A 25,949-nucleotide genomic window follows, 5' to 3' on the forward strand; every position below is an offset into this window, starting at 1 on the left:
GAAAACAGGTGTCCCGCATACCGAACGGGACACCTGTTTCTACTTGCCTTGTCCTTTTTCCACTGTCAGCTTGACAACGCGCTCGCCGATCGCCCGAATCAATTCAGGCGGCATCGGGAAGCTGACTGCAGCCGGATCGGAGGCAACCGCCGGGATGGTGGCCGCGAACTGCTCCGCCGTGATCGGGTAGTCAGCAAAATCCCTTGGCAAGCCAATGTCGTCGCGCAGCTGGCGGATTCGTTCAATGGACTTCGCCAACAGCACATCGTCTCCTTGGCCGTGATCGTGAATGCCGAGCGCTTCAGCGAGCAGCTTCGCTTTCGGCAAGTACAACTCCGGAATCGCTTCCATCACGACCGGCAAAAAGACGGCGTTCGCCAAGCCGTGAGGAATGCGGAACATCGCGCCGTACGCATGGGCGAAATTGTGCACCGGAATGGCGTTTAAGGCAAAGCTGAACGCGGTGATGCCGAGCAGGCTCGCCTGCAGCATCTCCAAGCGGGCGCGGATGTTCCCGCCGTCGCGAACGGCGGTCGGCAAATGGTCGCGGATCAGACGGATCGCCTGCAAGGCGCACGCATCGGTCATGGCGGTCGCCGTCGGCGAGGCGAGCGCTTCAATGGCATGGGTGAGCGCATCCATGCCGGTGAACGCCGTCACCTTCGGCGGCAGCCCGACGGTTAAATCCGGGTCCAAAACGGCGACGTCGGCATTGATAAACGGATTGATGATGTTCGTTTTCAAGCGCAGCTCTTCGTTATAGATGACCGCAATCGGCGACACTTCCGACCCCGTGCCGGCCGTCGTCGGGATGGCGATGTGCGGGATCGGCATGAATTGCGCTTGCGGAAACGACTCGTACCGCAGCCCGCCGGGAATCGCCTCTTTAATGTCACGCAACCCTTTAAACAGGGCGTATTTCACCCCTTTGGCCGTATCGAGCACGCTGCCGCCGCCGACCGCCAACAAGGCGTCAGCTCCGATCTCGCGCGCATAGCGCACCGCTTCATTGACGCATTCGCTCTCCGCATCTTGGCGAATATCTAAAAAGATGCCGGCCAGCTCCGGTCCAACGCCGCGCGTTGTCAGCCGAAACAGATCGGCCACTTTCTCCACGACCCCAGCCTGCTCGAGTCCTCGGTCGGAAAGCAATAGCACCCGCTTAGCACCCAGCCCGCGGAACAAGTCCGGCACGAGCGCGCGGGCGTTCGATCCGGTGTAAATGGCGGTGCGCAGCCAAAAGTTCGCTAACGTCGTCATGTTCCTTCGTCCCCCTTTACTTTTTCATCATAGCGTGCAGGCGGGAAAACAGCACTTGATACCATTTCCGCTTTTCAAGCTCCGGCACCATTGATGTGTGCACATGCTTCAGCTGCGTGTAGGCATCCAGTGAATATTTGCCCATCTCGCGCCCGATGCCGCTTTGTTTGTAGCCGCCAAACGGCGCGTCATTGCGAAGCATATGCCAGTCATTGATCCAGACGACGCCAGCCTGCAGGCGCCCAGCGATGGCGTACGCCTTGTTGACGTCGCGCGTCCAGACGCCGGCCGCAAGCCCGTAGATCGTGTCGTTGGCCATCGCCACTGCTTCTTCCACGTCATGATAGCGGATGATCGACAACACTGGACCGAAAATCTCTTCTTGGGCGATTTTCATGTCATTCGTGACATTCGAAAAAATCGTCGGCGCGACAAAATGGCCGCCTTCACAGCCGGGCACTTCGACTTCATGACCTCCGCATACAATGGTCGCACCTTCTTGCTTGCCGGCTTCAATATAGGAGAGCACTGTCTCTTTTTGCCGCTTGGAGATAACCGGCCCGACGTCGGTCGCCGGATCGAGCGGATGGCCGATTTGCAGCGTCTTCGTCAGGGCGACAAGCCGCTCGACCACTTCATCATGGAGCCGTTCAGGCACAAACAGCCTTGTTCCCGATTCGCACAACTGACCAGAGTGCAAAAAGACGCCAAACAAACTGCCGGGAACGGCAAGGTCCAAATCCGCATCTTCGAGCAAAATGTTCGGCGACTTGCCTCCAAGCTCAAGCGTAACGTTTTTCACCGTTTCCGCCGCCAACGCCATAATGCGGCGGCCGACTTCCGTCGAACCGGTGAACGCCACCTTGTCAACTTGCGGATGGCGGACAAGCGCCTCCCCGACATCGGCGCCGGGACCAGCCACCACGTTGATGACCCCCGGCGGCACGAAGGACGAAATGATTTCCGCCAGCTTCAGTGTCGACAGCGGTGTGTAGCTCGCCGGTTTCACGACGATCGTATTGCCCGCTGCCAGCGCCGGGGCGATTTTCCACGACGCGATCATGAGCGGCAAGTTCCATGGTGTGATCGCCGCGCAAACCCCGATCGGCTCGCGCCAGACAAAGTTGTGCGCCGGTCCGGGAAACGGCGGGATCGGCAGTGTTTCCGAAAACGGGTACTCTTGGACGATGTTTGCCATCGTTTGGAATAAATCGACCGTCTGCAAAATATCGATCGAGCTGATGCGCCGGATCGTCCCTCCGCTTGAGATTGCTTCCAAATAGGCGAGCTCTTGAGCGTTGGCGGCAATGGCTTGGGCGATCACATTCAGCACGCGCGCCCGTTCTTTCGGTTTCATCGCCTTCCAATCGGTCTCGTCAAACGCCTTGCGCGCCGCCTTCACCGCCCGGTCAACATCATCCGCTGTCGCCTTCGCGACGGTCGCCACCGCCTCTCCGGTCGCCGGATTGTATACGTTAAACGTTTCCCCGCTGCTTGCCGGCTGCCATTGGCCGTCAATGAAGAGCGGAAAATGATGCATTTGCACGTCAATCGTCATGATGGCATCTCCTTTCTCTTTTTTTGTTGCCCATATGGCATCACCCATCGATTTCCCCTGCCGCTGAACAGCCAGGCACCAGTGCGGGTTGGCGACTGCCTGTCCAACGCACAGAAGACCGTTCTTCGGCTTAATCTCTCCCTATCACCCGACAATTTCGCTTTCTTCAAGCCCAAACAGCTCGTCAAACGGTTTCTCCTGCGCTTTTTTCAACACTTCCATCCTCGTTGCCAGTTGGCGAGCGGTGAAATTCATGATGTCGGCATGGTGATCGGGGCCGAACATCGAATCGTGGACCGCCGCTTCCAACCGCTTGGCCTTTTGATAAAGCCGAAACGGAAACGAATCCTCCTGCAGCCCGCGGCTGCCTGTTGTAACCAACGGCTCGGCCCGCCGCACGCTCACCACTCCTTTTCCATTTTTCTTGAAATGTCGGCTGGTGTTGTACTTCTAGATGGATGAACGCGGGGACAATCGATTGATGTAAAGGCTTACAAATAGGCTGTTGCGACAATCGGCAGGTTGATGGCAAAGAGGCAAGTTGTACGAATGACCGAAGTGTTGTGAATAGTCACTCATTTTCTCTCATTCTAGCAATCTTCTTTTCCTTTCGTCAACGAAAAGCGAATGACATTTTCCGACAATAACGGTGAAAAAACACCGCCTGCTGTCAGCAGACGGCGTTTCGGTCAGACCCGCACTTTTCCGTATTCTTTCCGCAGTTCGCTCGCAATGATGTTGCGCTGGATTTCCGAGGTGCCTTCGTAAATTTTCGTAATGCGGGCATCGCGGAAGTAACGTTCGATCGGGTAATCTTTCATGTAGCCGAGGCCGCCGTGGATTTGCACGGCCATGTCAGCGATTTTGTTGTACACTTCCGAACCGAACAGCTTGGCGATGGCCGCTTCTTTGACGACGCGCATCTTTTGGTCGACCATCCAGGCGACGCGGTAGACGGTCGAACGCAGCACTTCGATCAACATGCTCATTTCCGCCAGCATATGCTGGATCGCTTGCTGCTCGATAATCGGCTTGCCGAACTGTTCACGCTGTTCGGCGTATTCCATGCAGTATTCCAAGAGGCGGATGCACGAGCCGAGGTTGCGCGCGGCAAGACCAGCACGGCCGTTCGCTAAAATCTTCAAGGCGTTGACATACCCTTCGCCTTCTCTCCCGAGCACGTTTTCGGCCGGCACTTCCAAGTTGTCAAAAAACAGCTCAGCCGAATGCGATCCGCGCAGCCCCATTTTCCGCTCGACTTTTCCGACGATAAAGCCGGGAAAATCTTTTTCTACGATAAAGGACGTGATGCCTTTCGGGCCTTTCGACGGATCGGTGACGGCCATCACCGTAAACACGTGGGCGTCAATGGCGTTTGTAATGTAATGCTTCGAACCGTTGATGATGTAGCGGTCGCCTTTGCGGACGGCGGTCGTTTTGATCGCAGCGGCGTTTGATCCGGCGCTGGGCTCAGTGAGAGCAAAAGCGCCGATCCATTCGCCCGTCGCCATCTTTGGCAAATAGCGCTGCTTTTGTTCTTCCGTGCCGAGCTCAACGATGCCGACGGTGCCGATGCCGGTATGGGCGCCGATTAACGTCGTATAGCCGTTATGCGTTTTGCCGAGCTCTTCGTAAATGGCGCATTTGCCGACCATTGACAAACCGAGGCCTCCGTACTCTTCCGGAATGCTTAATCCAAACAGCCCCATTTCTTTCGACTTTTCAATGATATCTTGCGGAATCTGGTCATTTTCCTCAATATCCATCGCCACCGGTTCGACAACTTCTCTCACAAATTTGCGGACGTTTTCTTTTAAAAATTCAATCTCGGCTGGCAGCGTGAAATCCATCTTCTTCCCCTCCCCATGATTGAATTCCATATTTTTGCGCCTTGCGCACGAGTGTCGACGCATCGACACCAAGCAGTTTCGCAGCCCGCCGATACGTCTTCGCCTTGTGAAGCGCCTTGATGATCAGCTGGCGCTCGACCTCAGCCGTTGCCTGTTTGAGCGGGATGATCTCTCCGACCGCCACCGGGCTCGCAGCTGGCTCCGGTTCAAGGTGGAGCCATTTCGCCACTTGGTGTTCGTCAATGACTGGGGAAACGGCGGTCACAAACATACGTTCTACAGCATTAACGAGCTCTCGAACGTTGCCGGGCCAGTGATAGTCCATCATCGCCGCCAGCGCCCCATCGGTAAACACGAGCGGCTTTTGATACTTTTTGGCAAACCGCTTTCGGTAATGGTCAACCAAGAGCGGGATGTCTTCTTTCCGGTCGCGCAGCGGCGGAATGGCAATCGGCATCACGTTCAGCCGGTAAAACAAATCAGCGCGAAACCGCCCAGCGGCGACAAGCTCCTCAAGCGGCTTGTTCGTCGCGGCGATGACACGCACATCGATCCGCTTCGGCGCCTCCGCCCCCAACCTCATGATTTCCATCGACTGCAACACGCGAAGGAGCTTCACTTGCAAGTGAAGCGGAATTTCACTGATTTCATCGAGAAAAATCGTCCCGCCATCCGCCTGCTCGAAATAGCCTTTTTTCCCTTTCTTCGCCGCTCCGGTGAACGCCCCCGGCTCGTAGCCGAACAGTTCAGACTCCATCAACGTCTCGGGGATCGCCCCGCAATTCACTTTCACAAACGGTCGGGCGCGGCGGGCGCTTTGTTTCCAAATGTAGTTCGCCAATTCCTCTTTCCCGGTGCCCGACTCTCCGGTCAACAACACCGTCACATCGACAGCCGCCGCTTGGCGGGCGATATTGACAACATGCGCCATCGCTGGAGCGCGGTAAATGAGATGATCTTCTTCCTGACGGCCCAACATATGAAGGAGCCGTTTCGTCTCCTCCAGTTCCGAGCGCAGCTGTTCCATCTCGGTCATATCTTTGACGTAGAGAACAACCCGCTCCGCCCGCCCATCTTCCTCGATGATCGGCACCGCGGAAACGATCCAAATGTTTCCCGTTTCCGTCCCCTGATGAAGCATCGAACAGGGCTGACGTCCATCAAGCGCCTGTCGAACGACCCGGTCAAGCGGGGCGGTCACCCGCTCTTGCTCCGTTCCTAGAAACAGCGCATCCCATTTTTTGTTTCGCCGCGTGATCATTCCACTGCGGTCCGTGATAGCGATGCCGTCGCTGGATGCCTCCATCACCGTTTGCAGCTCATTGACGATGCGCTTGACGGTCTCAAGTTCGTTGGAGATAAATTCAATCTCAGAAATGTCTTGAAACACCCCGACCGCCCCAACGACCTTCCCCTCGTCGATAATTGGCGAGCGGTTTGTAATATAGACACGCTTGCCGACGCGGTATTTTTCCGTATGCCCTTTGCCGGTGCGCACGACCTCGAGCAAGCCAGACGGGATCACGACATCGGTCAAAAACTTGCCGATGGCTTCTTCTTTCGTCGTCCGCGCCATTTTCTCAGCCGGTGGATTGATCGATGTAATCCGCCCTTTTGCGTCGATCGATAAAATGCCGTTATGGGCGGCGTTGAAAATGGCATCCAAATGTTTTAAGCGGAGTTGTGCCGCCTTCGCATATGCCGTCAAATGCTGCTCTTTCGTCAACACACCGACAAGGCGTCCGCTCTCATCGACAACGGGCCGGAGCGGACCGCCGCCAAACTCGATCCCCTCCACACGGTCGTGAATGGAAAGCGGCGGCAGCGACGGGCGCATCACCTCACGCACAGTTGTTTTCCCTTGGGCAAGACCGAACAACACGTCTTTGACCGCCACCACGCCGACGATTTCCTCACTGCAACGGCATACGACCATCCCATCAAGTCCGTATTCAACGAATGTCCGAACCGCTTCATCAAGGGAATCGCTTTCAAGAATGACTGCCTTTGTCTTCACCATGATGTCTCCGACCATCATTGTCATTTCCTCTCCCACCGTTCCGCCTTATTTTCTACTCAAGCAATTTTTGTGCCAAAAAGTTCCCGCTATTCAGAAAAAACAAGCCCCTAGAAGGCTGGTGAAAAACAACGAATTCGCTCGGTTTGTGAGAAATCGCAAGGAAAGAAGTTATGGTGTTGCAAGGTTTTTTAATTTGAGAAAACACTGTTGGAGAGCAGCATTTCCTCTTAAATCACCAACCTTCTAAAATTCATCCTACTTGATCGCCTGTTGCCAAACAACAACATATTGTTGCAAATTTGCAACAAACAGAACGAATTTGTTGCAGTTCTGCCGTTATTCAGCTAAAAAATGTTGTTATTTCGCAACACTCATTGATCACTTCTTTGCAACTAAAATTGATTCCCATTTTCAAAAAATCATTGTTTTTTTCATTGGATGCGCTATAATAATATTGATATTGATTCTCATTTTCTTGATCCGGAAGGAGGTGGCCTCATGGTCCGCCTATACGCCGAGGAGTTGACCGTCCGCTACGATGACCGGACGATTTTCGAACGCTTATCCGTCCGCATTCCCGACCGACAAATCACAGCCATTATTGGACCAAACGGATGCGGAAAATCGACGCTGCTCAAGACGTTGACGCGCATCATTTCCCCGCAGTCCGGCGCCGTCATTTTGGACGGCCGGGCCATTTCGCAACAGCCAACGAAAGAACTGGCGAAAAAAATAGCTATTTTGCCGCAGACGCCGGAAGCGACAAGCGGATTGACCGTCGCTGAGCTCGTCTCGTACGGCCGCTTTCCGTATCAAAAAGGATTCGGACGGCTGACAAAGCGGGATTATGAAGCGATTGACTGGGCGCTTGACGTCACCAAAACGGCCGACTTAAAGCACCGGCCGGTCGATGCGCTCTCGGGCGGACAGCGGCAGCGCGTCTGGATCGCCATGGCGCTCGCTCAAGAGACGGACATCATCTTTTTGGACGAACCGACGACGTATTTGGACATCGCCCACCAGCTTGAGGTGCTCGAGCTGCTTGAACGGCTGAACAAAGAAGAAGGGCGGACGATCGTCATGGTGCTTCATGACATCAACCAGGCGGCCCGCTTTGCCGACTATATCATCGCCATGAAAGCAGGAGCCATCATCAAGTCCGGGCGGAGCGAAGACGTTATCTGCCGCGAAGTGCTTCGCGACGTGTTTGGCATTGACGCTGACATCGGCCGCGACCCGCGGACGAACAAACCGATTTGCTTCACTTATCAACTGCTTAGGGAGGCTTGATTCGTCATGAGGAAAACATGGCTTTCCTTGTTGCTTCTTTTTATTCTTGTGTTAAGCGCGTGCGGCAACACAGCGGACGACAACAAGAACAACAGCGCTTCACCAAAAGAAAAAAAGCCGGAAACGATTACATACCAATCGGAAAACGGACCGGTGGAAGTACCGGCTGATCCGAAACGCGTCGTCGTCTTATCGACGTTTGCCGGCCATGTGCTTGCCTTAGGCGTTCCCGTCGTCGGTGTGGATTCGTGGTCAAAAATGAGCCCGCTCTTTCAGGACAAACTGAAAGACGCACAAGTGGTGACAGACGAAGACATTGAAAAAATTATGGCGTTAAAACCGGACTTAATTATCGGATTATCCAATACGAAAAACGTCGATAAATTAAGCAAAATCGCCCCGACCGTCACGTTTACATACGGAAAGGTCGATTATTTAACACAGTTTCTAGAGATTGGTAAATTATTAAATAAAGAAAAAGAAGCGAAAGCATGGATTGACGACTTCAAACAACGGGCGCAACAAGCCGGGGAAGAAATCCGGGCGAAAATTGGCGAAAACGCAACGGTCACCGTAGCCGAAAACTTTGATAAGCAGCTGTATGTGTTCGGCAACAATTGGGCGCGCGGCACAGAAATTTTGTATCAAGAAATGAAGCTGAAAATGCCAAAAGCGGTCGAAGAGCAGGCGCTCAAACCGGGCTACTATGCCGTTTCCCTTGAAGCGCTGCCGCAGTTTGTCGGCGATTACCTCATCTTAAGCAAAAACGGCGACGGCGATACATCGTTTATGGAAACGAACACGTTTAAAAACATCCCTGCTGTCAAAAACGGCCGTATGTTCGTCGCTGATGCCAAGGCGTTTTATTTCAATGACCCGATTACGTTAGACTACCAGCTCGATTTCTTTAAAAAGCATTTTTTAGGCCAATAATGACGAGACGGGGCGTTCACGGACAGTGAATGTCCCGTCCTTTCTTGTGAAAAGGAGGAAACCGCCGATGGAAGCAAACCGCCGGCTATGGCCGTTTCGTTATACGTTTCTCTTCTCTCTTATCCTGCTGATGGCCATCTGGTTCGGATCCATGGCCATCGGCGTCGCTGATACGACATGGAGTGACGTATGGCGCGCGCTCTTTTCCGATGAACAAGGTAAACAACTGGACTTGATTCGCGAGCTCCGTTTGCCTCGGGAAACCGCGGCGGCCTTTGTCGGCGCCGGACTCGCCGTCGCTGGGGCGATCATGCAAGGAATGACACGCAACCCGCTTGCTGACCCAGGACTGCTCGGCTTAACCGCTGGAGCGAACGCAGCGTTGGCCATAACGATGGCCTTTTTTCCTTCCGCCCATTATCTCGCAATCACCATCGCCTGTTTGCTTGGGGCGGCGGCCGGAGCAGGGATGGTCTTTGGCATCGGCGCCGCCCGCAAAGGCGGCTTTTCGCCATTGCGCATCGTCCTAGCCGGCTCGGCGGTCTCAGCGCTTTTGTTTGCCGTCGCTGAAGGAGTTGGCCTTTATTTTCATATTTCCAAAGACGTTTCGATGTGGACATCGGGCGGGGTATCCGGAACGTCGTGGAAACAGCTGTCAGTCATCATTCCGCTCATCGTGATCGGGCTCGCCATTGCCGTATGGTATTCGCGGCAGCTGACGATTCTTAGCTTGAGCGAAGACGTCGCCGTTGGCGTCGGACAAAAAACAACAGCCGTCAAAACGTGGCTGTTTTCCGCTGTGTTTTTATTAACAGGAGCATCGGTCGCCATCGCCGGCAACATCACCTTCATCGGCTTGATGATCCCTCATCTTGTGCGCGCAATCGCCGGCGCCGATTACCGATTCATCATCCCGCTGTCGGCCACGGTCGGCGCGACCGGCATGATCGTCGCTGATACGGCGGCCCGCACGGTCAATGCCCCATTTGAAACGCCAGTGGCAGCCATCGTTGCGGTGATCGGCTTGCCGTTTTTCCTGTTTGTCGTGCGGAAAAAAGGGAGGGGCTTTGAATGAGAATGCGCATCACAGCAGTGTTAGGCATGCTTTTGTTGCTTATTGCCGCAACAGCCGCCATCGCGTTGGGCACCGGCGAAGCGCCGCTCTCGTACGGACGCATCGCGCCGACACTGTTCGGCTACGGTTCGATGCAAGAAGCGTTTATTTTGTTTTCTCTCCGCCTGCCGCGCATCGTGATTACGTTGCTCGCCGGGATGGCGCTCGCCTTGTCGGGATCGATGCTGCAAGGCACCACCCGAAATGAGCTCGCCGATCCGGGCATATTGGGCATCAACGCCGGTGCCGGCGCAGGCGTCGCTATATTCTTTTTATTTTTCCCTATTGAAGCCGGGACGTTCCTTTATGCTCTGCCGCTCGTCGCCTTAGTGGGAGCACTGTTGACGGCGGCGGCCATGTACGCCGTTTCCTACCATCAAACAACCGGGCTGCAGCCGGTATCGTTCGTCCTAACCGGGGTCGGGTTTTCGATGGCGCTCTCCGGGCTCATGATCATCCTCATTTCCGCCGCGGACCGAACGAAAGTCGACTTTATCGCCAGATGGCTTTCCGGAAACATTTGGGGCGATGATTGGCCGTTTATTTGGGCGATGCTGCCGTGGCTTGTCATCGGTGCATTGATCGGTCTATATCGGGCGAAACGGCTAAACCTTTTGTATTTAGGCGATCCGGTCGCCATCGGCGTCGGCGTTCATGTTCGCCGCGAGCGGCTCGTACTGATGGCCACAGCGGTCGCCGTCGCTGCAGCGGCCGTCGCTGTAACCGGGGGCATCTCTTTTATCGGCTTAATGGCGCCGCACATCGCCAAAATGATCGTCGGCCCGCGCCATGAGCGAGCCATTCCGGCAGCGATGCTCATCGGCGGCTGGCTGCTGCTTGCCGCTGACACGATCGGGCGCAACGTTCTCGCCGAACCGCTTCCGGCCGGAGTTGTTGTGTCATTCATCGGTGCACCATACTTCATTTATTTGTTATTGAAGCGTTGAACCTTTTGATGGCCATGAGACGGATCAAGGATGGCGGATAAGCTCATTCAACTGCCTTCATCTTCATCTCTACTCCCGTTTCACTTTGAAACGGGAATTTTTCCGTTTGCGATGCGAAAAGGGCTGGCTCCAAGACCGAAAAACAGCCTTGGGCGCGCAGCCCTTTTTGGCAAAACCATTCCTTAAAATGCCGGAATTAAGAAGCCCGGCGCCGCTTCCAAAAGCGGACAGCTCCAATCAAAATGATGGCAGCAATAATGACATACACCACTTCGGCGTACATCCCAATCACTTCGGATACTTTCCCCCACGACTCACCGAGCGCCGCCCCGATCGAGATTAAAATCGTATTCCAAATGAGCGTGCCCAGCACCGACAGCCAGACAAACAGCCCTATATTCATCTTCGCCATGCCCGCCGGGATGGAAATCAAGCTGCGTACAAGCGGAACCATGCGCCCGAAAAAAACGGCCCACACCCCATAGCGGTGAAACGTCAGGTTCGCCTTGGCGATGTCTTCCGGCTTCACCCGCAGCCATCCGCCCCAACGGTCAACGATCCGCTCGAGCCGCTCAACCGACAACAGCCGGCCGATGCCGTACAGCACCAATGCCCCGGCAACCGAACCGGCGGTCGCCGCCGCAATAACGCCAGGCACCGTCAAAGACGTGTACGTCGTCATAAACCCGCCAAACGGCAAAATGACTTCCGACGGAATCGGCGGAAAGATATTTTCCAGCGCGATCATAAAAAAAATGCCGATATAGCCAAATTGCTCCATAAAATCAGTGATCCACGCCTGCATGGCGCCATTCTCTCCCTTCCGCACGGCTCATTGTATGTACGCATGTCTCTTTCCTCATAATGTATGTATATGATATGGTAGTACAAAAAAAGATCCTTTGCAAAAAAAGAAAAGCAGCTTGCTTTCGCTCTCCCTTCGATATCACCGGCTTCATCGGCCTCCCGCAAACAAAAAGCCGCCCACCCCCAAGCAGATGAGGATGGACGGCACGCCCCTAGGCACAACGTTTCCCATGATTAGACCCAGCCGCGGTAGCGAGCTGCTTCTGCTGTTTGGCGCAGCCCGATCATGTACGCCGCCATGCGCATATCCACACGGCGCGATTCCGCCAATTCATAGACGCGATGAAACGCGCTCGTCAATTTCTCTTTCAACTTCTCGACGACTTCCTCTTCCGTCCAATAATAGCCTTGGTTGTTTTGCACCCATTCAAAATAGGAAACCGTCACCCCGCCAGCGCTCGCCAGCACATCAGGCACCAATAGCACGCCCCGCTCCGTCAAGATTTTGGTCGCTTCCAGCGTCGTCGGGCCGTTGGCCGCCTCGACCACAATTTTAGCGCGAATATTCGCGGCATTGTCACGCGTAATTTGATTCGCTACCGCGGCCGGAACTAAAATATCACACTCTTTTTCCAGCAGCTCTTGATTGGTGATGACATTCTCAAACAGCGTTGTCACCGTGCCAAAACTGTCGCGGCGATCCAACAAATACGGAATATCCAGTCCGTTCGGGTCATACAACGCGCCATACGCATCGGAAATGCCAATGACGCGAGCTCCAGCTTCATGCAAAAACTTGGCCAAAAAGCTTCCCGCATTGCCGAATCCTTGAATAATGACCCGCGCATCCCGCAACTCAATTCCCGCTTTTTTCGCTGCTTCTTCGATGCAAATCGTGACACCGAGCGCCGTTGCTTTTTCCCGGCCTTGGGAGCCGCCGAGCACAAGCGGCTTGCCGGTGATAAAGCCTGGGGAATCAAATTCGCGGATGCGGCTATATTCATCCATCATCCACGCCATAATTTGCGAGTTGGTAAACACGTCCGGGGCCGGGATATCTTTGGATGGCCCCACGATCTGGCTGATTGCCCGCACATAGCCCCGGCTGAGCCGCTCCAATTCCCCCATCGACATGTTCCGTGGATCGCAGACGATGCCGCCTTTGCCGCCGCCATACGGCAAACCGACAATGCCGGCTTTGATCGTCATCCACATCGACAGCGCCTTCACTTCTTCCTCGGTGACGTCCGGATGAAACCGAATGCCTCCCTTGGTCGGTCCTACAGCATCGCTATGCTGGGCGCGGTAGCCGGTAAACACTTTCACTGTTCCGTCATCCATGCGGACGGGAATCCTTACGGTGAGGACACGCAATGGTTCTTTGAGCAGCTCATACATCTCCTCGCCGTAGCCGAGTTTGGCCAGCGCCTCTTTGATCACGCGCTGGGTGGAGAGAAACATATTTTCTTCCATCGTCTCATTCGCCTCTTTGACTCGATTTATGGACGGGACAAGACATTCGCAATCCGTTCGAACGCCCAATCCAATTCCTCTTTCGTAATGATGAGCGGCGGTGCGAAACGAATGACCGTCTCGTGCGTTTCCTTGCAAAGCAATCCTTGCTCTTTCAGCGCCTCACAGTACGGACGCGCCGGCACATGCAGCTCGACGCCGATAAATAAGCCGCGGCCGCGGATCTCTTTAATATCGTCGTTTCGGATTTGTTTTAGTTTCGAAAGGAAGTATTCGCCAAGCTCAAGCGACCGCTCCGCCAGCCGCTCTTCTTCGATCACCTCAAGCGCCGCGATCGACACCGCGCAAGCGAGCGGATTGCCGCCGAACGTCGACCCGTGCGAGCCCGGTTCAAACACCGACAAAATGTCGCGGTTGGCGACGACGCACGAAATCGGGAACACCCCGCCGCCCAATGCTTTCCCTAAAATATACATATCAGGCACAACATTTTCCCAGTCGCAAGCAAACAACTTCCCCGTCCGTCCTAGCCCGGTTTGGATTTCATCGGCGATGAACAACACGTTGTGTTCTTTGCACACGTCATAGGCCGCTTTTAAAAAGCCTTGCGGCGGGATGCGGATGCCGGCTTCCCCTTGGATTGGTTCGACAAGAAACGCCGCCGTATTCGGTGTCATCGCTGCCTTGAGCGCTTCGATATCCCCGTACGGGATGATTTTCACCCCGGGCAAAAGCGGACCAAAACCGCGTTTATAAGCCGGTTCGGACGACAACGACACCGCGGCGAGCGTCCGGCCATGGAAATTGCCTTCACAAACGATGATTTCCGCCTGATTGTCAGGGACGCCTTTCACGTCATACGCCCAGCGGCGCGCCGCCTTGAGCGCCGTTTCTACCGCCTCGGCGCCGGTGTTCATCGGCAGCACCATCTCTTTTTTCGTCAGCCGGCACACTTTTTCGTACCACGGGCCGAGCTGGTCGTTATGGAACGCGCGCGATGTGAGCGTGACGCGGTCAGCTTGCCGCTTCAACGCCTCCACAATTTTCGGATGACGATGTCCTTGGTTGACGGCCGAATAGGCGCTTAACATGTCCATATAGCGGTTGCCTTCCGGGTCTTTCACCCATACCCCTTCCGCTTCGGAAATGACAATCGGCAATGGATGATAATTTCGCGCTCCGTATCGCTCCGTCTGTTCAATGAGCTGTTCGGACTTCGTAGCCATCATCAACCGCTCCTTTCCTTATCTGCGTTTCTTCGCTATAAAAGGGCGGACGCCGCCGCCCTTTTTTGGTTTAAAACATTTCCGATACGGTTTTCGCTTGCATATGGAGGATCAAATAGTCCGGGCCGCCCGCTTTCGAGTCAGTGCCTGACATGTTGAAGCCGCCAAACGGCTGATACCCGACGATCGCCCCTGTGCAGCCGCGGTTGAAGTACAAGTTGCCGACATGGAACTCGTGCCGCGCTTTTTCAAGATTCGCCCGATTGCGCGAGATGACGGCTCCTGTCAGACCGTATTCGGTGTTGTTCGCAATCTCAAGCGCATGGTCAAAGTCGCGCGCTTTCGCAAACGCCACGACCGGTCCGAAAATTTCCTCCTGCATGATGCGCGCGTTCGGGTCGACATCCGCAAACACGGTCGGCTGGATGAAGAACCCTTTCGAGTCGTCTCCTTCCCCGCCGGTCATGAGACGGCCTTCCTGCTTGCCGATTTCGATATACTCCATAATTTTGTTGTACGCCCCTTGGTCGATGACAGGCCCCATAAACGTCGCTTGCTCCGCCGGATCGCCGACGTTGAGCTGCTTCGTCAGCTCGACAACGCGATTCAACACTTGGTCATACACATCTTCGACGATAATGGCGCGCGAGCACGCCGAACATTTTTGCCCAGAGTAGCCAAACGCCGACGCCACGATCGATTGCGCCGCCAGTTCGAGGTCCGCTTCTTTATCGACAATGATGCCGTCTTTGCCGCCCATTTCCGCGATGACGCGTTTCAGCCAAATTTGCCCTGGGTGCACTTTCGCCGCCCGCTCATAAATGCGGATGCCGACATCCCGCGATCCGGTGAAGCTGATAAATCGTGTGCGCGGATGGTCGACGAGATAATCCCCGACTTCGGCTCCGCTGCCCGGAATATAGTTCAACACACCAGCCGGAAGCCCCGCTTCTTCCAACACTTCCACAAATTTATACGCCACGACCGGCGTTGCGCTTGCCGGTTTCAATAGCACCGTATTGCCCGTGACAAGCGAAGCGACCGTCGTTCCGGCCATAATGGCAAACGGGAAGTTCCACGGCGAAATGACAACCCCGACGCCAAGCGGAATGTAGAAAAACCGGTTCGTTTCCCCCGGACGGCTCTCAACCGGAATGCCGTCTTTCAGCTTCAGCATTTGCCGTCCGTAATATTCCATAAAGTCGATCGCTTCCGCGGTATCGGCGTCCGCTTCACGCCACGGTTTGCCCGCTTCTTTCACCAGCCAAGCGGAAAACTCGTGCTTGCGCCGGCGCACGATCGCCGCCGCCCGGAACAAAATATCGGCCCGCGCTTCCGGGCTCGTCCGGCTCCAAGTGCGAAACGCCTCATCAGCGGTTTTCATCGCCCGCTCCGCCAGCTCTTTGTTCGCTTTCGCCACCCGGCCGACCACTTCCGTTTTGTTCGCCGGATTGATCGAAATGATTTTGTCCTCCGTCATCACCCGCTCGCCGCCGATCACAAGCGGATAATCGCGCCCAAGCTCCGATTCCACTTTTTTGAGCGCCGCTAAAAACGCCTCACGGTTTGCTTCTACGGTAAAGTCGGTGAGCGGTTCGTGTCTGTACGGCTGCACCATTTCGTCATCCTCCTTTTAAAGGCAAAAAAATTTTTCGTTATAAAACGGTTTCATAGTTATATTATGCAAATGATTATGGCTTTTTTCAATTGTTTTTACTTGGCGGCCTTGAGCTCCCCTTCTTCTGCGGCTAGGGGCTGAACCCGTTTTTTCGCCACAAGGTGGTAGTACCCGTAGCAAGCGAGCAAAAACGGAATGCCGCAGTAAAGCGCGATCCGTTGATCTGGGATAAAGGCCAGTCCGATGATCGTCGCCATATTCAACGCAAACGCGGCCAGCGGCACGAACGGATACAACGGCGTCCTGTATTTCAGATCGCGCACATCGCCGCCTTCGCGCAAAAACGCTTTCCGGCCGAAATAGCTTGACAGCGCGATGGAAGCCCACACCGTGACGGCGCCAAATCCGGCGATCGCCGTCAGCCAGACGTACACCGTATCTTCCGCATACACGCTGCACAACAGAGACAAGCAGCCGATGGCAATGCTGGCAATAAGCGCATTGATGGGCACGCCGCGTTTCGATAGCTTGCTGAAAAACGGAGTGACCATGCCTTGGCGCGACATCGACCAGAGGACGCGCGATGTCGCATATAAGCCCGAGTTGGCCACCGACAGCACCGCGGTAATGATGACAAAGTTCATGATATCGGCTGCATACGGAATGCCAATGTTGTCAAACACCTCAACAAACGGGCTTTCCACAACGCCGGCTTTCTCCCACGGAAACAAACCAGCCAGCACAAAAATGGCCAAAATAAAGAAGATCAAAATGCGCCATACGGTGTTGCGCAACGCAACCGGCACCGTTTTTTCCGGCTCGCGGCTTTCCCCTGCCGCCACGCCGACCAATTCCGTCCCCTGGAACGAAAAGTTCACGAGGATCATCGTCGTAAAGATCGCCCAAAACCCATTTGGAAACAAGCCCCCATGGTCTGTAAAGTTCGAGAAAAACGGAGCAGGTTGTCCATTTTTCATATGGATGACGCCAAACATCGCCGCCAGACCAAGAACAATAAAGGCGATCACCGTCAGCACCTTGATGCTCGAAAACCAAAACTCCACCTCGCCAAATCCTTTGACAGACAAGGCGTTGATCAAAAACAAGAGCAAAGCGAAGACCGCACAAAACACCCATGTCGGCACATCAGGAAACCATCGCTTCATCAAAATGCTGACCGTGAGCAGCTCGATGCCGACCGTCACCGACCAGTTCAGCCATGACAGCCAACCGATGCAATACCCCACTGCCGGCGAGATGAATTTCGTCGCATACGTCTGATACGACCCGGCATCAGGAATTCTCACGGCCAATTCTCCTAACGAAAGCATGGTCAAATACATAACCAATCCGCCAAAAAGATAAGCAACGACGGCCCCTCCTGGCCCCGCCTCATGAATCGTATAACCCGATCCTAAAAACAAACCGGTGCCGATCACTCCGCCTAGCGCGATCATAAATAAATGCCTGCTTTTTAGCTCTCGTTTCAGTTCTTGCACTGGTTGCATCCGAAAACTCTCCCCTCTCTATGATCGATTTCGCAACCGCTTACATTTCGAGAAAGGGAACAGAACCTCCCTTACTGCAAATCTATTTGTCAATTTATAATAAACTATAACTTTATTATGGAACTATTTTTGTCTATTTTCAATATATTTAGCAAAAAATTTTTTCACATCTTTCTTTCCCTTCCTGTCTCCCGTCCGCCTTATGCTATAATACAAAAAAGAGAGGTGCTGATCGTGAACCGGGATATGGAAACGCTTTTAACGATGTATGAGCAAATTCTCGAACTGATTGACCTTGGCGTCCATGCGGTCGATCAACACGGAAAAACCGTCATTTACAACCGAAAAATGCGGGACATCGAGGGCATGAACATCGAGGACGTGCTCGATAAAAACATTTTGGACGTCTTCCGCTTCAACCCGGAGCAGCCGAGCACGCTGCTAGAAGCGCTGCGCACCGGCAAGAGCATTCTGAATCAACAGCAAACGTATTTCAATAACAAAGGGCAAGCCGTGACAACGGTCAATCAAACGCACCCGCTGCAAAAAGACGGGCGCATCATCGGCGCCGTGGAAATCGCCAAAGACATCACGAAGTTCCGCAAACTGATCCAAGAACACCACCAACGCAAGGAAGCCAGTCGCACGTTTGCCGATATCATCAGCCAAAGCGAAGCGATGCAAAAGGCCATCCGCCTTGCGCGTCATGCCGCCCGCTCCGAAGCGTCCGTGCTGCTCATTGGGGAGAAAGGGACAGGAAAAGACTTGCTCGCTTCCTGCATTCACCATGAAAGCGAACGGCGAGCGAAGCCGTTTTTTGCGCAAACGTGTTTGTCGCTTCCGGACGATTGGATGGAAACGATGCTGTTTGGCAGCGAAGAAGACGGCGAGATCCAGCCCGGTTTGTTTGAACAAGCGGACGGCGGCACTGTGCTGCTTGACGATATCGACTCGTTAAGCCTGCCGCTTCAACAAAAACTTGCCCGTTTCCTGCAAGAAAAACAGTTTGTCCGCGCCCATGGCCAAGAACCGGTTCGTGCGGACGTTCGCCTCATCGCCTCGACAAGCGGCGACCCGATTGACGCGGTCCAAAACGGAGAATTGATCAAATCGCTTTACTACCAAATTGCCGTCCACTGCATCGTCCTGCCGCCGTTGCGCGAACGGAAAGAGGACATTTTGCCGCTCGCTATCCATTTCATCCGTCAAGGCAACGAGCGCTATGGCCTACATGTCGAAGGACTCGGCGATGACGTGCAAGAGGCGTTTCTTGCTTACAGCTGGCCCGGCAACGTGCGCGAGCTTGAGGCCGTCATTTTGGAAACGATGGCGACGATGGAACAAGAACAAACCATCACCCTCGCCCATCTGCCTGCCCCTTTTCGAGCCAAGCTGGCGCCCGACGAAACGAAAACGGACTTTTTATTTGATACGGAAGACATTTTGCCTCTTGACAAATACATGGAAGAAGTCGAAATTTACTACATCCGCAAGGCGCTGCAGCATCACGGCTTCAACATCACCAAAACGGCCAAAGCGCTTGGTTTGAGCCGACAAAACTTGCAATACCGCATCCGCAAATACCAGATTGATAAGGAATGGGGATGAAAAGGCGAAAAGCCTCAGCCAGCGGGACGGCAAAAAGGACAGGGGAGGTCGCTGTGGATGATCGACGCTCATATTCATCTCGACCAGTACACGGACATCGATGAACAAATCAACCGTTGGCAAGAAGCGGGCATCACCGGCGTCGTCGCCGTATCCACCGATTTGCGCTCCAGCTGCCGAACGCTCGAGTTGAAACAGCGATTCCCTTCCTTCGTCTACGCCGCCATCGGTTTTCATCCCGAGCAACCGCTGCCAAGCGCAGCCGATTGGAACGAATGGACAGAGCTTGTCAAACAAGAGCGGCCGCTGCTCGCCGCCATCGGCGAAGTCGGGCTGCCATACTATTCAGCGGAAGCATGCGCCAAGCTGCCCGCGTATCAAGAACGATTAACCGAAATCGCGGCCATCGCCGCGGATGCCTCCTTGCCGCTCGTTCTTCACGCCGTCTACGACCGCGCCGAAACCGCCTTGGCCATCTTGCAGCAAACTGGCGTCCGACAAGCCCATTTCCACTGGCTGAAGGCCGAGCCTGCCGTGGTCAAACAAATCGTCCAATGCGGCTACTACATCTCCATCACGCCGGAAGTGTGCTACCGCGAGCGCGACAAGCAGCTGTTATCCCTCGTTCCCATCGAGCAGCTGCTCCTTGAAACCGATGGCCCATGGCCGTTTGCAGGCCCGTTTGCCGGAAAACTGACAACGCCGTTATGGCTATTGGACTCCGCGCGAGCCGTGGCGGCACACTATGGCCGAGATATCGAACAAGTCAAAACCATGATCACGGCGAACACAAAACGGCTTTACGGTTGATCTTCCTTATCGTACGATGAAACCAAATCTACATCGAAATGAGGGAAACATGATGGATCATAATGAGCGAGTGCGCCAACAGCTGATCAAAAGCGTTTCCGGGCTGTCGGACGAACAGCTGAACACCCGGGCAGCGAAAGGGAGTTGGACCATCGCCCAAGTGCTCGAACACCTGTACTTAATTGAAACATCGATCGCAGCCATGATCGCCCATACAGTAAAGCATGGCGAGAGCCAGCCGGTTGAGGAGAAACCGATCCACTTGACCGTTGACCGTTCCAAAAAAGTGGAGGCGCCTGATTTCGCCCGCCCGGACAACCGCTTTTTCACTCGACACGAACTGGAAGAAAAATTGCATCAATCGCGGCAGCGGTTGCGCCAAATCACGGAGCAAGCCAATCCGGCTGACTTGGAAGCCAAATCGTTCCCGCATCCCATTTTTGGGCCACTGAATTTGAAGCAATGGGTGGAATTTGTCGGCTACCATGAACAGCGCCACCTCGCGCAAATTGAAGAAATCAAGGCACAGCTTCCGTGAGGAGCGGGCGGCTCATCAAGGAAAAAGCCGAGCAACGACCAGCCAAATCCCCGCCCTGCTCGGCTTACAACGATTTTCCATCTTCATGTGAACGCTCCACTGCCCCTGTCACAGCAATTGTTTTCACTTGCTTTAACGTCGCCACGATGAGAAAACTGACAATGACCAACAAACACCAGGAGCTCACTTTTCCTACGTGAACGAGGCTCCACGCCTTCACCTGGTTTGGATATTGCCAAGCGCCAAAAAAGGTGGCGATGTTTTCCGCGATCCAGATGAAAAACCCGATCAGCAAAAAGGACAAAACAAGCGGCATCCGGTAGCGGACTCCCCCGACCTCATACGTCACCCATGACCGCCAAAAGACAACCATGACGAGGCTTGAGAGCCACCAACGAACGTCCACCCAATAATGGTGGGTGAAAAAATTCAAGTAAATCGCCGAAGCGAGAGGAACGACCATCCAAAACGGCGGCCATTGCACCAACTCCACCTTCAGCCTTCGCCACGCCTGGCAAAGATAGATGGCGACGCTCGCATACATAAACCCGCTGTACAAGGGCACGCCAAAGATTTTCGTATACCCCTCTTCCGGATACGACCACGAACCCATGCGCACTTTAAACAGCTCGAGCGCAAGTCCAATGACGTGGAACAAGGTGATCACTTTGAGTTCATCCCGCGTTTCCATCCCTGACCGCACCATCCACCATTGCATGAGAAGGCAAATAACAAGCAGCCAATCATACCGCGGCAATAGCGGAAGCGGCGCGATCTTCGTCAGCGCCAATGAGGCAAAAATGACAACCGGAAACACGCAAGACAACACCTGCGCCCAACCGAAGCGAACAAGCTGCACAAACGCTTTGATCAGCCGCGACTTTCTGCAAAACTGGCGCACCCGGACGATCATGAGGCAAAGCGGTGGGTATTCGTTCACCGCTGCCTCGTGTTTCTCCCCTTTCAAGCCGTCCCCTCCCTACTCACGGATTTGACTCCCCTTCATCACTTCGATACTCCAAAATGTCCCCGGGCTGGCAATCGAGCGCCTTGCAAATGGCTTCGAGCGTCGAGAAACGGATCGCCTTCGCCTTCCCGTTTTTCAAGATCGACAAATTCGCCATCGTGATCCCGACTCTCTCCGACAGCTCGGTGACGCTCATCTTCCGCTTCGCCAACATGACATCAAGATTCACGATAATCGGCATGTCATCCACCTCAAATGGTCAACTCATTTTCTTGTTTGATTTCAATCGCCTGCTGCAGCAGCTTTTGCAAAACCGCGGCGAACACAGCGATGACAAGCGACGCAAACGGCACAATCAGGCCGACGAAAATGACGCCCGGAGCATCGTCTTTCTCGGCGTACAAGTAAAACAACGGCAAGGCGAGCAAATGCAGCACGCTGATGGCGACGGCGCAACGTTTGATCGTCCTTAACGCTTTCACCGACGCCTCGGAAAACGCATCGTTTCGGTCAATATACACTAACAGCCGAAACGCCTGGTACAAAGCAAAATAAAACGGCAGCGCCGATGCATCAAAGACGACGAAAACGAAATACTTAATCGAAGGAAATCCCGGCATCAGCTTCACCGCCACATTGCCGAGCACAGGCACGAAAAAAATGCACAACGCCAAAACCGGGAGACCAATCAACACCAAAGCCGCCTTTAAAAATAGCGTTTCTCGTTTCATTCAAACACCTCACTGACCGGTTTTCGATTTTATTGTAACGGTTGATTTATCGTTTTTCAATAAATAATTATTGATTTTAATTAAATTTTTGTTGCAAAACATGATAAACAAAAAAGCATTCCCGGCACAGGGGAACGCCTGATTACAAACGTTGGTGCAACATAATCCTTGATTTTGGATCATTGCACAACCATATTCACTTCCACGCCGCCCATTACCAATCAATTCGCTTTCCATCCTGGAAAAATCCGCCGTTCGGCCCGTCAGGCCCGATCTCCGCCAGCCAAAGGATCGAACTCGGCTGCTGGCTTTTCGGATTGCCGTTCATCAAACATGGGTGGGGCAAGCCCAACGCCGATCATAAGGTCATCTCGACGGTCTAGTATATATGGTCTAAGAGCCGATATTCGTGACGTGATTTCAACTTTTCGGGATGCTTCACTTTTATGGATGCAACCTCTCCGCAATCAAGACAAACCGTATCTCCAACAAACGGTCAAATCCATCACCGATGAACAGCTTTGGCTTCTGCTTTCGTTCTGTGTATCGTGCCAAACGGATGCTCAGGCGGAGCATAAATGGAATACAGCTTCAGAGGGACATGTCCTGTGTTGATCACATTATGCCACGTCCCCGCTGGAATCATGATGGCGTCATCTTCGGACACATTCCTTTCAAATTCCAGACGGTCTTTGCGTCCACCCATTTGCACAAGTCCCTGTCCTTGTTCAATGCGGATGAACTGATCGACATCGGGATGAACTTCTAATCCGATATCTCCTCCTACCTCGATGCTCATCAACGTCACCTGCAAATGTTTTCCCGTCCATATTGCTGTCCGATAATTCGGATTCCGTTTGGCTGCTTGCTCGATATTGACCACGAACGGTTGACCACCGTAATCCTTTAATTCAACGAGAGGGTTCTCGTCGTTCCTTGTATATTGGATAATACCGCCAGCATACGGTTGCCAGTACCGCCAGTCTTGTTGAGGGGGCCAATAAGCAGGCATGGGATAACACCACTGCATTCTGTTATACGGGTGAATGTAGTAAGGATTCAAAGGGTCACTCTCCTTTTAAGTGGGTTCAGTACATTTCGCGATTATTTTATGCGATGGCCCACTATAGGGTGAAAAGGAGCCTATGGATCAGGTCTCCCCGCCATGCCGCTCCGATGCCGAGAAGGTACATCATCCCCATGTACAGATGGCTTGTCTTCCCTTCGCCCCGCCGAAACAGATTCACGCTCTCCAGTTTGAACGTGGAAAACGTCGTAAACGCCCCAATGATTTTTCGATGGCCATCTTTCCTCACTTCCCTAACATCATTCTTCTTACCTCTTCGATGGTGAAAGGCTCTCTCTTGCTGTGAATAATAAAATGACAATTGGGGCATACAGGCCGTAAATCTCGTATAGGGTCAACTTCGTATTCTTTCTGTATCTCGGATAAGGGTACGAGATGGTGTATATGAATTTTATCTTTACCGATTGGTCCATATGTCTTTTCAAAATCAAAACCACAAACAACACACTTGCTTCCGTAATGATTAATGCAAATCCTTCTTGCACGTCTGTTTCTTTCATAATGATTTACAAAAACTTGCCGCACTGTGCCTTCGGTCAAAGACGAGACATCCTCACGAGAAACTTCAACTGAATAAACGAATTCGGTATCATTTTGACCAAAAATTTCCCCACAGGCAATTACAAGTTCAGGACGCATGATCCAAGGGAATCTTCCTGATTTTTCATATCCCAAAAAAGGCACATGCCACCATCGTGGTTTTCCGTCTTTTCTCAAAGGAGGTTGAACTCCTGTATTATGAATGACACGCTTACTAAATCTACTTATTTGTAAGTTAATCGGCCCATGATGTGGTATGTTTAATCTTGATGTGATCTCTGAAGCTCTTATCTTGTGGTTTTTACTCTCATACACAAGCTTTAAAATTTTTAAGTCATTCTCGGTTGTAACTTCTTTATCTTGAAGCATCTTTATCCATACTGCTGTACTTATTTCCAACGGTTCATTATAAAACATTGATTTCCCCCCTTACGCTGGAACAACCGCTCCATGTTCAACAGGTCAGTACACGTTCACCTGTCGAATAAACTCCGCCACGTTCCCCATACAACAAGCCCCCTGGGGGTTGTTCACTTCACAGCCGCAACGGCCCGCCTGGACATGGGTCTTGATTTCCTGAAGCGAATCCTTGCCTTGCCGTAGGGCTTGAACGATGCGTTCCCTCGTCCAGTCAAAGCAGTAGCACACGGGAACATCCAGGCCCGAATCCTTTTGAAACACAGGCACTTTCAAGTCTCCCACGAAAAAGGCCAGCGAACCGTCCAACGCAAAATAGACCGTTTCACAGAACGGGTTCGGACAAAAGACATAATCTCGGTCAGGGACGAGCGTTGCCAAAGCCGCAGGTTTCAGCAGGGACTTGAGCGTGATTAGCGGCACACGTCTTCCGTTTTGCCCGCATTTCGGGCAGTTTGTTTCCGTCGTTTCTCCACGGTTTGTCGGAGCACAACAGTCCATTGTAATCGCACCTTTCATTCAGGCAAGTGAGCCATGATCTTCCTGACTTAAATATACTTCGCATCAAATATTGTATCACACACCAGGCCAGTGCCGATGAAATGCACATTGATCCATTCCAGTCTTTTCTAAATGTCCTTTCGCCTTTCCCTTCCAAGCGTTCACACTATCCGAACCATGCTTTCATCATGTTTGATTTCCCTGCTATGTTAAGGGAAAATAAATCATGTCCGCTAATTTGAAAGAAATCAGGCGAAAAGGAGACAGTGAGTACTCCTTTCAAACGAAGAAAAGCCCAGCATGGACCCAGGCAAAACCCTGCCCCTGCTCGGCTTCTTGGACATTTTTTCCTGGACGGATATATTTTACGGGGATAAATATCATCTACTCCCACTCTTCAAAAGATAAATTGGTAGGCTCGTCTAAAAGGTCAACTGTAAAATCAATATTTGTTGTTGGTGTACGCTCATCCACTTCCTCAAATTTAAGTTCATCAATCCATACTTGCCCTTTCCCCGAAAGTAAAACACCAAAAGATATGACTGCACTATTTTTAGGAACATCTAAAACGATATAGTAATGATTCCATTCAGTATCTCCTACAATCGGGCGGTCACTCATATTATCAAATTGCAACACATCCCCAAGTGCATCATCCACTCGCATCCAAAACCCACAGAATCCATCAACACCTTTTGATTTTATAAACCCAGAAAGTTTTATCCTTTTACCAAGATACTTTTCTGCCTTAAATTGTTGCATCATTGTGGCAAATTCAGCTTGAGATTGGACAGTAACAGCCTTTAAGAATCCAGATGCTTTCCCCTTGTGAAAGATTTCTCTGTCAATTCCCATTTTATAATTAAACGGGTGACTTCCGCTTAATTTCCATCCTTTCAATTGTTCGTTTTTCAACATGACATCCTCCCTTTGTAAAGTTAATTTACCCATGATTTTGCGGTATTGTCCTGGCGGTAATTGATAATATTTCTTAAACGAACGGGTAAATGATTCTTGTGTTTCAAAGCGATAATAGAAAGCAATATCTATCACGAGTGTTGATTATCCAAAATTATACATACGCCTTCCATAAATTTGGGCATACTCAAACAAAGCAGCGGCCATCCCGGATTTCCAATCGAGAGG

Annotated in this window: 24 protein-coding genes and 1 pseudogene; 7 read left to right on the forward strand and 18 right to left on the reverse strand. The window is 52.8% G+C overall.

The window, feature by feature from the left end; all coding sequences use genetic code 11:
- Positions 1-39 precede the first annotated feature (39 nt).
- From JCR24_RS13365 to JCR24_RS13385, 5 genes are all read right to left on the reverse strand, one after another.
- Positions 40-1,260 (reverse strand): iron-containing alcohol dehydrogenase, encoded by a 1,221-nt coding sequence (locus JCR24_RS13365; RefSeq protein WP_238980781.1) that lies wholly within the window; start codon positions 1,258-1,260, stop codon positions 40-42.
- Positions 1,261-1,276: 16 nt separating this feature from the next.
- The gene (locus JCR24_RS13370) at positions 1,277-2,818 is read right to left on the reverse strand and encodes an aldehyde dehydrogenase family protein (protein WP_238980782.1); all 1,542 of its coding nucleotides are present in this window, start codon (positions 2,816-2,818) and stop codon (positions 1,277-1,279) included.
- 144 nt (positions 2,819-2,962) lie between these two features.
- Positions 2,963-3,217 (reverse strand): hypothetical protein, encoded by a 255-nt coding sequence (locus JCR24_RS13375; protein WP_370643369.1) that lies wholly within the window; start codon positions 3,215-3,217, stop codon positions 2,963-2,965.
- 290 nt (positions 3,218-3,507) lie between these two features.
- Entirely contained in the window at positions 3,508-4,668 is a 1,161-nt protein-coding gene (locus JCR24_RS13380) for an acyl-CoA dehydrogenase family protein (RefSeq protein ID WP_020278918.1), read from the reverse strand.
- Complete coding sequence (locus tag JCR24_RS13385; protein WP_238980784.1) at positions 4,640-6,712, reverse strand: sigma-54-dependent Fis family transcriptional regulator; 2,073 nt, start codon at positions 6,710-6,712, stop codon at positions 4,640-4,642. The genes JCR24_RS13380 and JCR24_RS13385 overlap by 29 nt, the downstream gene beginning before the upstream one ends.
- 474 nt (positions 6,713-7,186) lie before the next feature.
- Between JCR24_RS13385 and JCR24_RS13390 the strand changes: the two genes are divergently transcribed.
- The 4 genes from JCR24_RS13390 (at position 7,187) to JCR24_RS13405 (ending at position 10,972) form a co-directional block, all read left to right on the forward strand.
- Entirely contained in the window at positions 7,187-7,978 is a 792-nt protein-coding gene (locus tag JCR24_RS13390) for an ABC transporter ATP-binding protein (protein ID WP_238980785.1), read from the forward strand.
- A 6-nt stretch (positions 7,979-7,984) separates the two neighbouring features.
- Complete coding sequence (locus JCR24_RS13395) at positions 7,985-8,911, forward strand: iron-hydroxamate ABC transporter substrate-binding protein (RefSeq protein WP_238980786.1); 927 nt, start codon at positions 7,985-7,987, stop codon at positions 8,909-8,911.
- Positions 8,912-8,978: 67 nt separating this feature from the next.
- Positions 8,979-9,986 (forward strand): FecCD family ABC transporter permease, encoded by a 1,008-nt coding sequence (locus tag JCR24_RS13400; RefSeq protein WP_014194646.1) that lies wholly within the window; start codon positions 8,979-8,981, stop codon positions 9,984-9,986.
- Positions 9,983-10,972, forward strand: a complete 990-nt coding sequence (locus JCR24_RS13405; RefSeq protein WP_033012508.1) for a FecCD family ABC transporter permease — start codon at positions 9,983-9,985, stop codon at positions 10,970-10,972. The genes JCR24_RS13400 and JCR24_RS13405 overlap by 4 nt, the downstream gene beginning before the upstream one ends.
- A gap of 196 nt (positions 10,973-11,168) precedes the next feature.
- Here the strand turns inward: JCR24_RS13405 and JCR24_RS13410 are convergent, their stop codons facing one another.
- From JCR24_RS13410 to JCR24_RS13430, 5 genes are all read right to left on the reverse strand, one after another.
- The gene (locus JCR24_RS13410) at positions 11,169-11,777 is read right to left on the reverse strand and encodes a DedA family protein (protein WP_011229700.1); all 609 of its coding nucleotides are present in this window, start codon (positions 11,775-11,777) and stop codon (positions 11,169-11,171) included.
- A 236-nt stretch (positions 11,778-12,013) separates the two neighbouring features.
- Entirely contained in the window at positions 12,014-13,252 is a 1,239-nt protein-coding gene (locus JCR24_RS13415) for a Glu/Leu/Phe/Val family dehydrogenase (RefSeq protein ID WP_025950366.1), read from the reverse strand.
- A 26-nt stretch (positions 13,253-13,278) separates the two neighbouring features.
- Positions 13,279-14,478 (reverse strand): ornithine--oxo-acid transaminase, encoded by a 1,200-nt coding sequence (locus JCR24_RS13420; protein ID WP_015373762.1) that lies wholly within the window; start codon positions 14,476-14,478, stop codon positions 13,279-13,281.
- A 70-nt stretch (positions 14,479-14,548) separates the two neighbouring features.
- The gene (gene pruA / locus JCR24_RS13425; RefSeq protein WP_097354057.1) at positions 14,549-16,096 is read right to left on the reverse strand and encodes an L-glutamate gamma-semialdehyde dehydrogenase; all 1,548 of its coding nucleotides are present in this window, start codon (positions 16,094-16,096) and stop codon (positions 14,549-14,551) included.
- Positions 16,097-16,191: 95 nt separating this feature from the next.
- Positions 16,192-17,604, reverse strand: a complete 1,413-nt coding sequence (locus tag JCR24_RS13430; protein ID WP_011229696.1) for an amino acid permease — start codon at positions 17,602-17,604, stop codon at positions 16,192-16,194.
- 234 nt (positions 17,605-17,838) lie between these two features.
- Between JCR24_RS13430 and JCR24_RS13435 the strand changes: the two genes are divergently transcribed.
- From JCR24_RS13435 to JCR24_RS13445, 3 genes are read left to right on the forward strand one after another with little or no spacing between them, the layout of a single operon-like run.
- A complete protein-coding gene (locus tag JCR24_RS13435; RefSeq protein WP_238980787.1) occupies positions 17,839-19,212 on the forward strand; it encodes a sigma-54 interaction domain-containing protein in 1,374 nt (457 codons plus the stop codon).
- 57 nt (positions 19,213-19,269) lie between these two features.
- On the forward strand, positions 19,270-20,022 hold the full coding sequence (locus JCR24_RS13440) for a TatD family hydrolase (RefSeq protein ID WP_238980788.1): 753 nt from the start codon (positions 19,270-19,272) through the stop codon (positions 20,020-20,022).
- A gap of 49 nt (positions 20,023-20,071) precedes the next feature.
- On the forward strand, positions 20,072-20,560 hold the full coding sequence (locus JCR24_RS13445) for a DinB family protein (protein ID WP_238980789.1): 489 nt from the start codon (positions 20,072-20,074) through the stop codon (positions 20,558-20,560).
- A 64-nt stretch (positions 20,561-20,624) separates the two neighbouring features.
- Here the strand turns inward: JCR24_RS13445 and JCR24_RS13450 are convergent, their stop codons facing one another.
- From JCR24_RS13450 to JCR24_RS13480, 8 genes and pseudogenes are all read right to left on the reverse strand, one after another.
- Positions 20,625-21,527 carry a DUF817 domain-containing protein gene (locus tag JCR24_RS13450; protein ID WP_238980790.1) on the reverse strand — a complete coding sequence of 301 codons (903 nt, stop codon included), beginning with the start codon at positions 21,525-21,527 and terminating at the stop codon, positions 20,625-20,627.
- A 16-nt stretch (positions 21,528-21,543) separates the two neighbouring features.
- Positions 21,544-21,768, reverse strand: coding sequence for a helix-turn-helix domain-containing protein (locus JCR24_RS13455; RefSeq protein ID WP_013144000.1), 225 nt, complete (start codon positions 21,766-21,768; stop codon positions 21,544-21,546).
- Positions 21,769-21,778: 10 nt separating this feature from the next.
- Positions 21,779-22,258: a DUF2975 domain-containing protein gene (locus JCR24_RS13460; RefSeq protein WP_238980791.1), complete on the reverse strand. Its 480-nt coding sequence runs from the start codon at positions 22,256-22,258 to the stop codon at positions 21,779-21,781.
- 505 nt (positions 22,259-22,763) lie between these two features.
- Positions 22,764-23,321, reverse strand: coding sequence for a cupin domain-containing protein (locus tag JCR24_RS13465; protein WP_238980792.1), 558 nt, complete (start codon positions 23,319-23,321; stop codon positions 22,764-22,766).
- A 61-nt stretch (positions 23,322-23,382) separates the two neighbouring features.
- Entirely contained in the window at positions 23,383-23,655 is a 273-nt protein-coding gene (locus JCR24_RS17590; RefSeq protein ID WP_370643367.1) for a fluoride efflux transporter FluC, read from the reverse strand.
- The gene (locus JCR24_RS13470; protein ID WP_238980793.1) at positions 23,571-24,302 is read right to left on the reverse strand and encodes an HNH endonuclease; all 732 of its coding nucleotides are present in this window, start codon (positions 24,300-24,302) and stop codon (positions 23,571-23,573) included. Before JCR24_RS13470 ends, JCR24_RS17590 begins: the two co-directional genes overlap by 85 nt.
- A gap of 45 nt (positions 24,303-24,347) precedes the next feature.
- Positions 24,348-24,803, reverse strand: coding sequence for a putative iron-sulfur cluster-binding metallochaperone (locus JCR24_RS13475; RefSeq protein ID WP_081133337.1), 456 nt, complete (start codon positions 24,801-24,803; stop codon positions 24,348-24,350).
- A gap of 384 nt (positions 24,804-25,187) precedes the next feature.
- Positions 25,188-25,856: pseudogene (locus JCR24_RS13480) on the reverse strand (AraC family transcriptional regulator); the annotation flags it as partial.
- Between the last annotated feature and the right edge of the window lie 93 nt (positions 25,857-25,949).

Source organism: Geobacillus sp. YHL (assembly GCF_022341265.1).
Lineage (GTDB): Bacteria > Bacillota > Bacilli > Bacillales > Anoxybacillaceae > Geobacillus > Geobacillus thermoleovorans.

Coding starts and splice junctions, on each gene's coding strand:
- pruA (WP_097354057.1), bottom strand. CDS start 16,096: ATGGTGCAGCCGTACAGACACGAACCGCTCACCGACTTTACCGTAGAA.
- JCR24_RS13470 (WP_238980793.1), bottom strand. CDS start 24,302: ATGTTTTATAATGAACCGTTGGAAATAAGTACAGCAGTATGGATAAAG.
- JCR24_RS13395 (WP_238980786.1), top strand. CDS start 7,985: ATGAGGAAAACATGGCTTTCCTTGTTGCTTCTTTTTATTCTTGTGTTA.
- JCR24_RS13370 (WP_238980782.1), bottom strand. CDS start 2,818: ATGACGATTGACGTGCAAATGCATCATTTTCCGCTCTTCATTGACGGC.
- JCR24_RS13410 (WP_011229700.1), bottom strand. CDS start 11,777: ATGCAGGCGTGGATCACTGATTTTATGGAGCAATTTGGCTATATCGGC.
- JCR24_RS13445 (WP_238980789.1), top strand. CDS start 20,072: ATGATGGATCATAATGAGCGAGTGCGCCAACAGCTGATCAAAAGCGTT.
- JCR24_RS13405 (WP_033012508.1), top strand. CDS start 9,983: ATGAGAATGCGCATCACAGCAGTGTTAGGCATGCTTTTGTTGCTTATT.
- JCR24_RS13400 (WP_014194646.1), top strand. CDS start 8,979: ATGGAAGCAAACCGCCGGCTATGGCCGTTTCGTTATACGTTTCTCTTC.
- JCR24_RS13380 (WP_020278918.1), bottom strand. CDS start 4,668: ATGGATTTCACGCTGCCAGCCGAGATTGAATTTTTAAAAGAAAACGTC.
- JCR24_RS13420 (WP_015373762.1), bottom strand. CDS start 14,478: ATGGCTACGAAGTCCGAACAGCTCATTGAACAGACGGAGCGATACGGA.
- JCR24_RS13475 (WP_081133337.1), bottom strand. CDS start 24,803: ATGGACTGTTGTGCTCCGACAAACCGTGGAGAAACGACGGAAACAAAC.
- JCR24_RS13415 (WP_025950366.1), bottom strand. CDS start 13,252: ATGGAAGAAAATATGTTTCTCTCCACCCAGCGCGTGATCAAAGAGGCG.
- JCR24_RS13365 (WP_238980781.1), bottom strand. CDS start 1,260: ATGACGACGTTAGCGAACTTTTGGCTGCGCACCGCCATTTACACCGGA.
- JCR24_RS13430 (WP_011229696.1), bottom strand. CDS start 17,604: ATGCAACCAGTGCAAGAACTGAAACGAGAGCTAAAAAGCAGGCATTTA.
- JCR24_RS17590 (WP_370643367.1), bottom strand. CDS start 23,655: ATGCCCCAATTGTCATTTTATTATTCACAGCAAGAGAGAGCCTTTCAC.
- JCR24_RS13440 (WP_238980788.1), top strand. CDS start 19,270: ATGATCGACGCTCATATTCATCTCGACCAGTACACGGACATCGATGAA.
- JCR24_RS13390 (WP_238980785.1), top strand. CDS start 7,187: ATGGTCCGCCTATACGCCGAGGAGTTGACCGTCCGCTACGATGACCGG.
- JCR24_RS13460 (WP_238980791.1), bottom strand. CDS start 22,258: ATGAAACGAGAAACGCTATTTTTAAAGGCGGCTTTGGTGTTGATTGGT.
- JCR24_RS13455 (WP_013144000.1), bottom strand. CDS start 21,768: ATGCCGATTATCGTGAATCTTGATGTCATGTTGGCGAAGCGGAAGATG.
- JCR24_RS13385 (WP_238980784.1), bottom strand. CDS start 6,712: ATGACAATGATGGTCGGAGACATCATGGTGAAGACAAAGGCAGTCATT.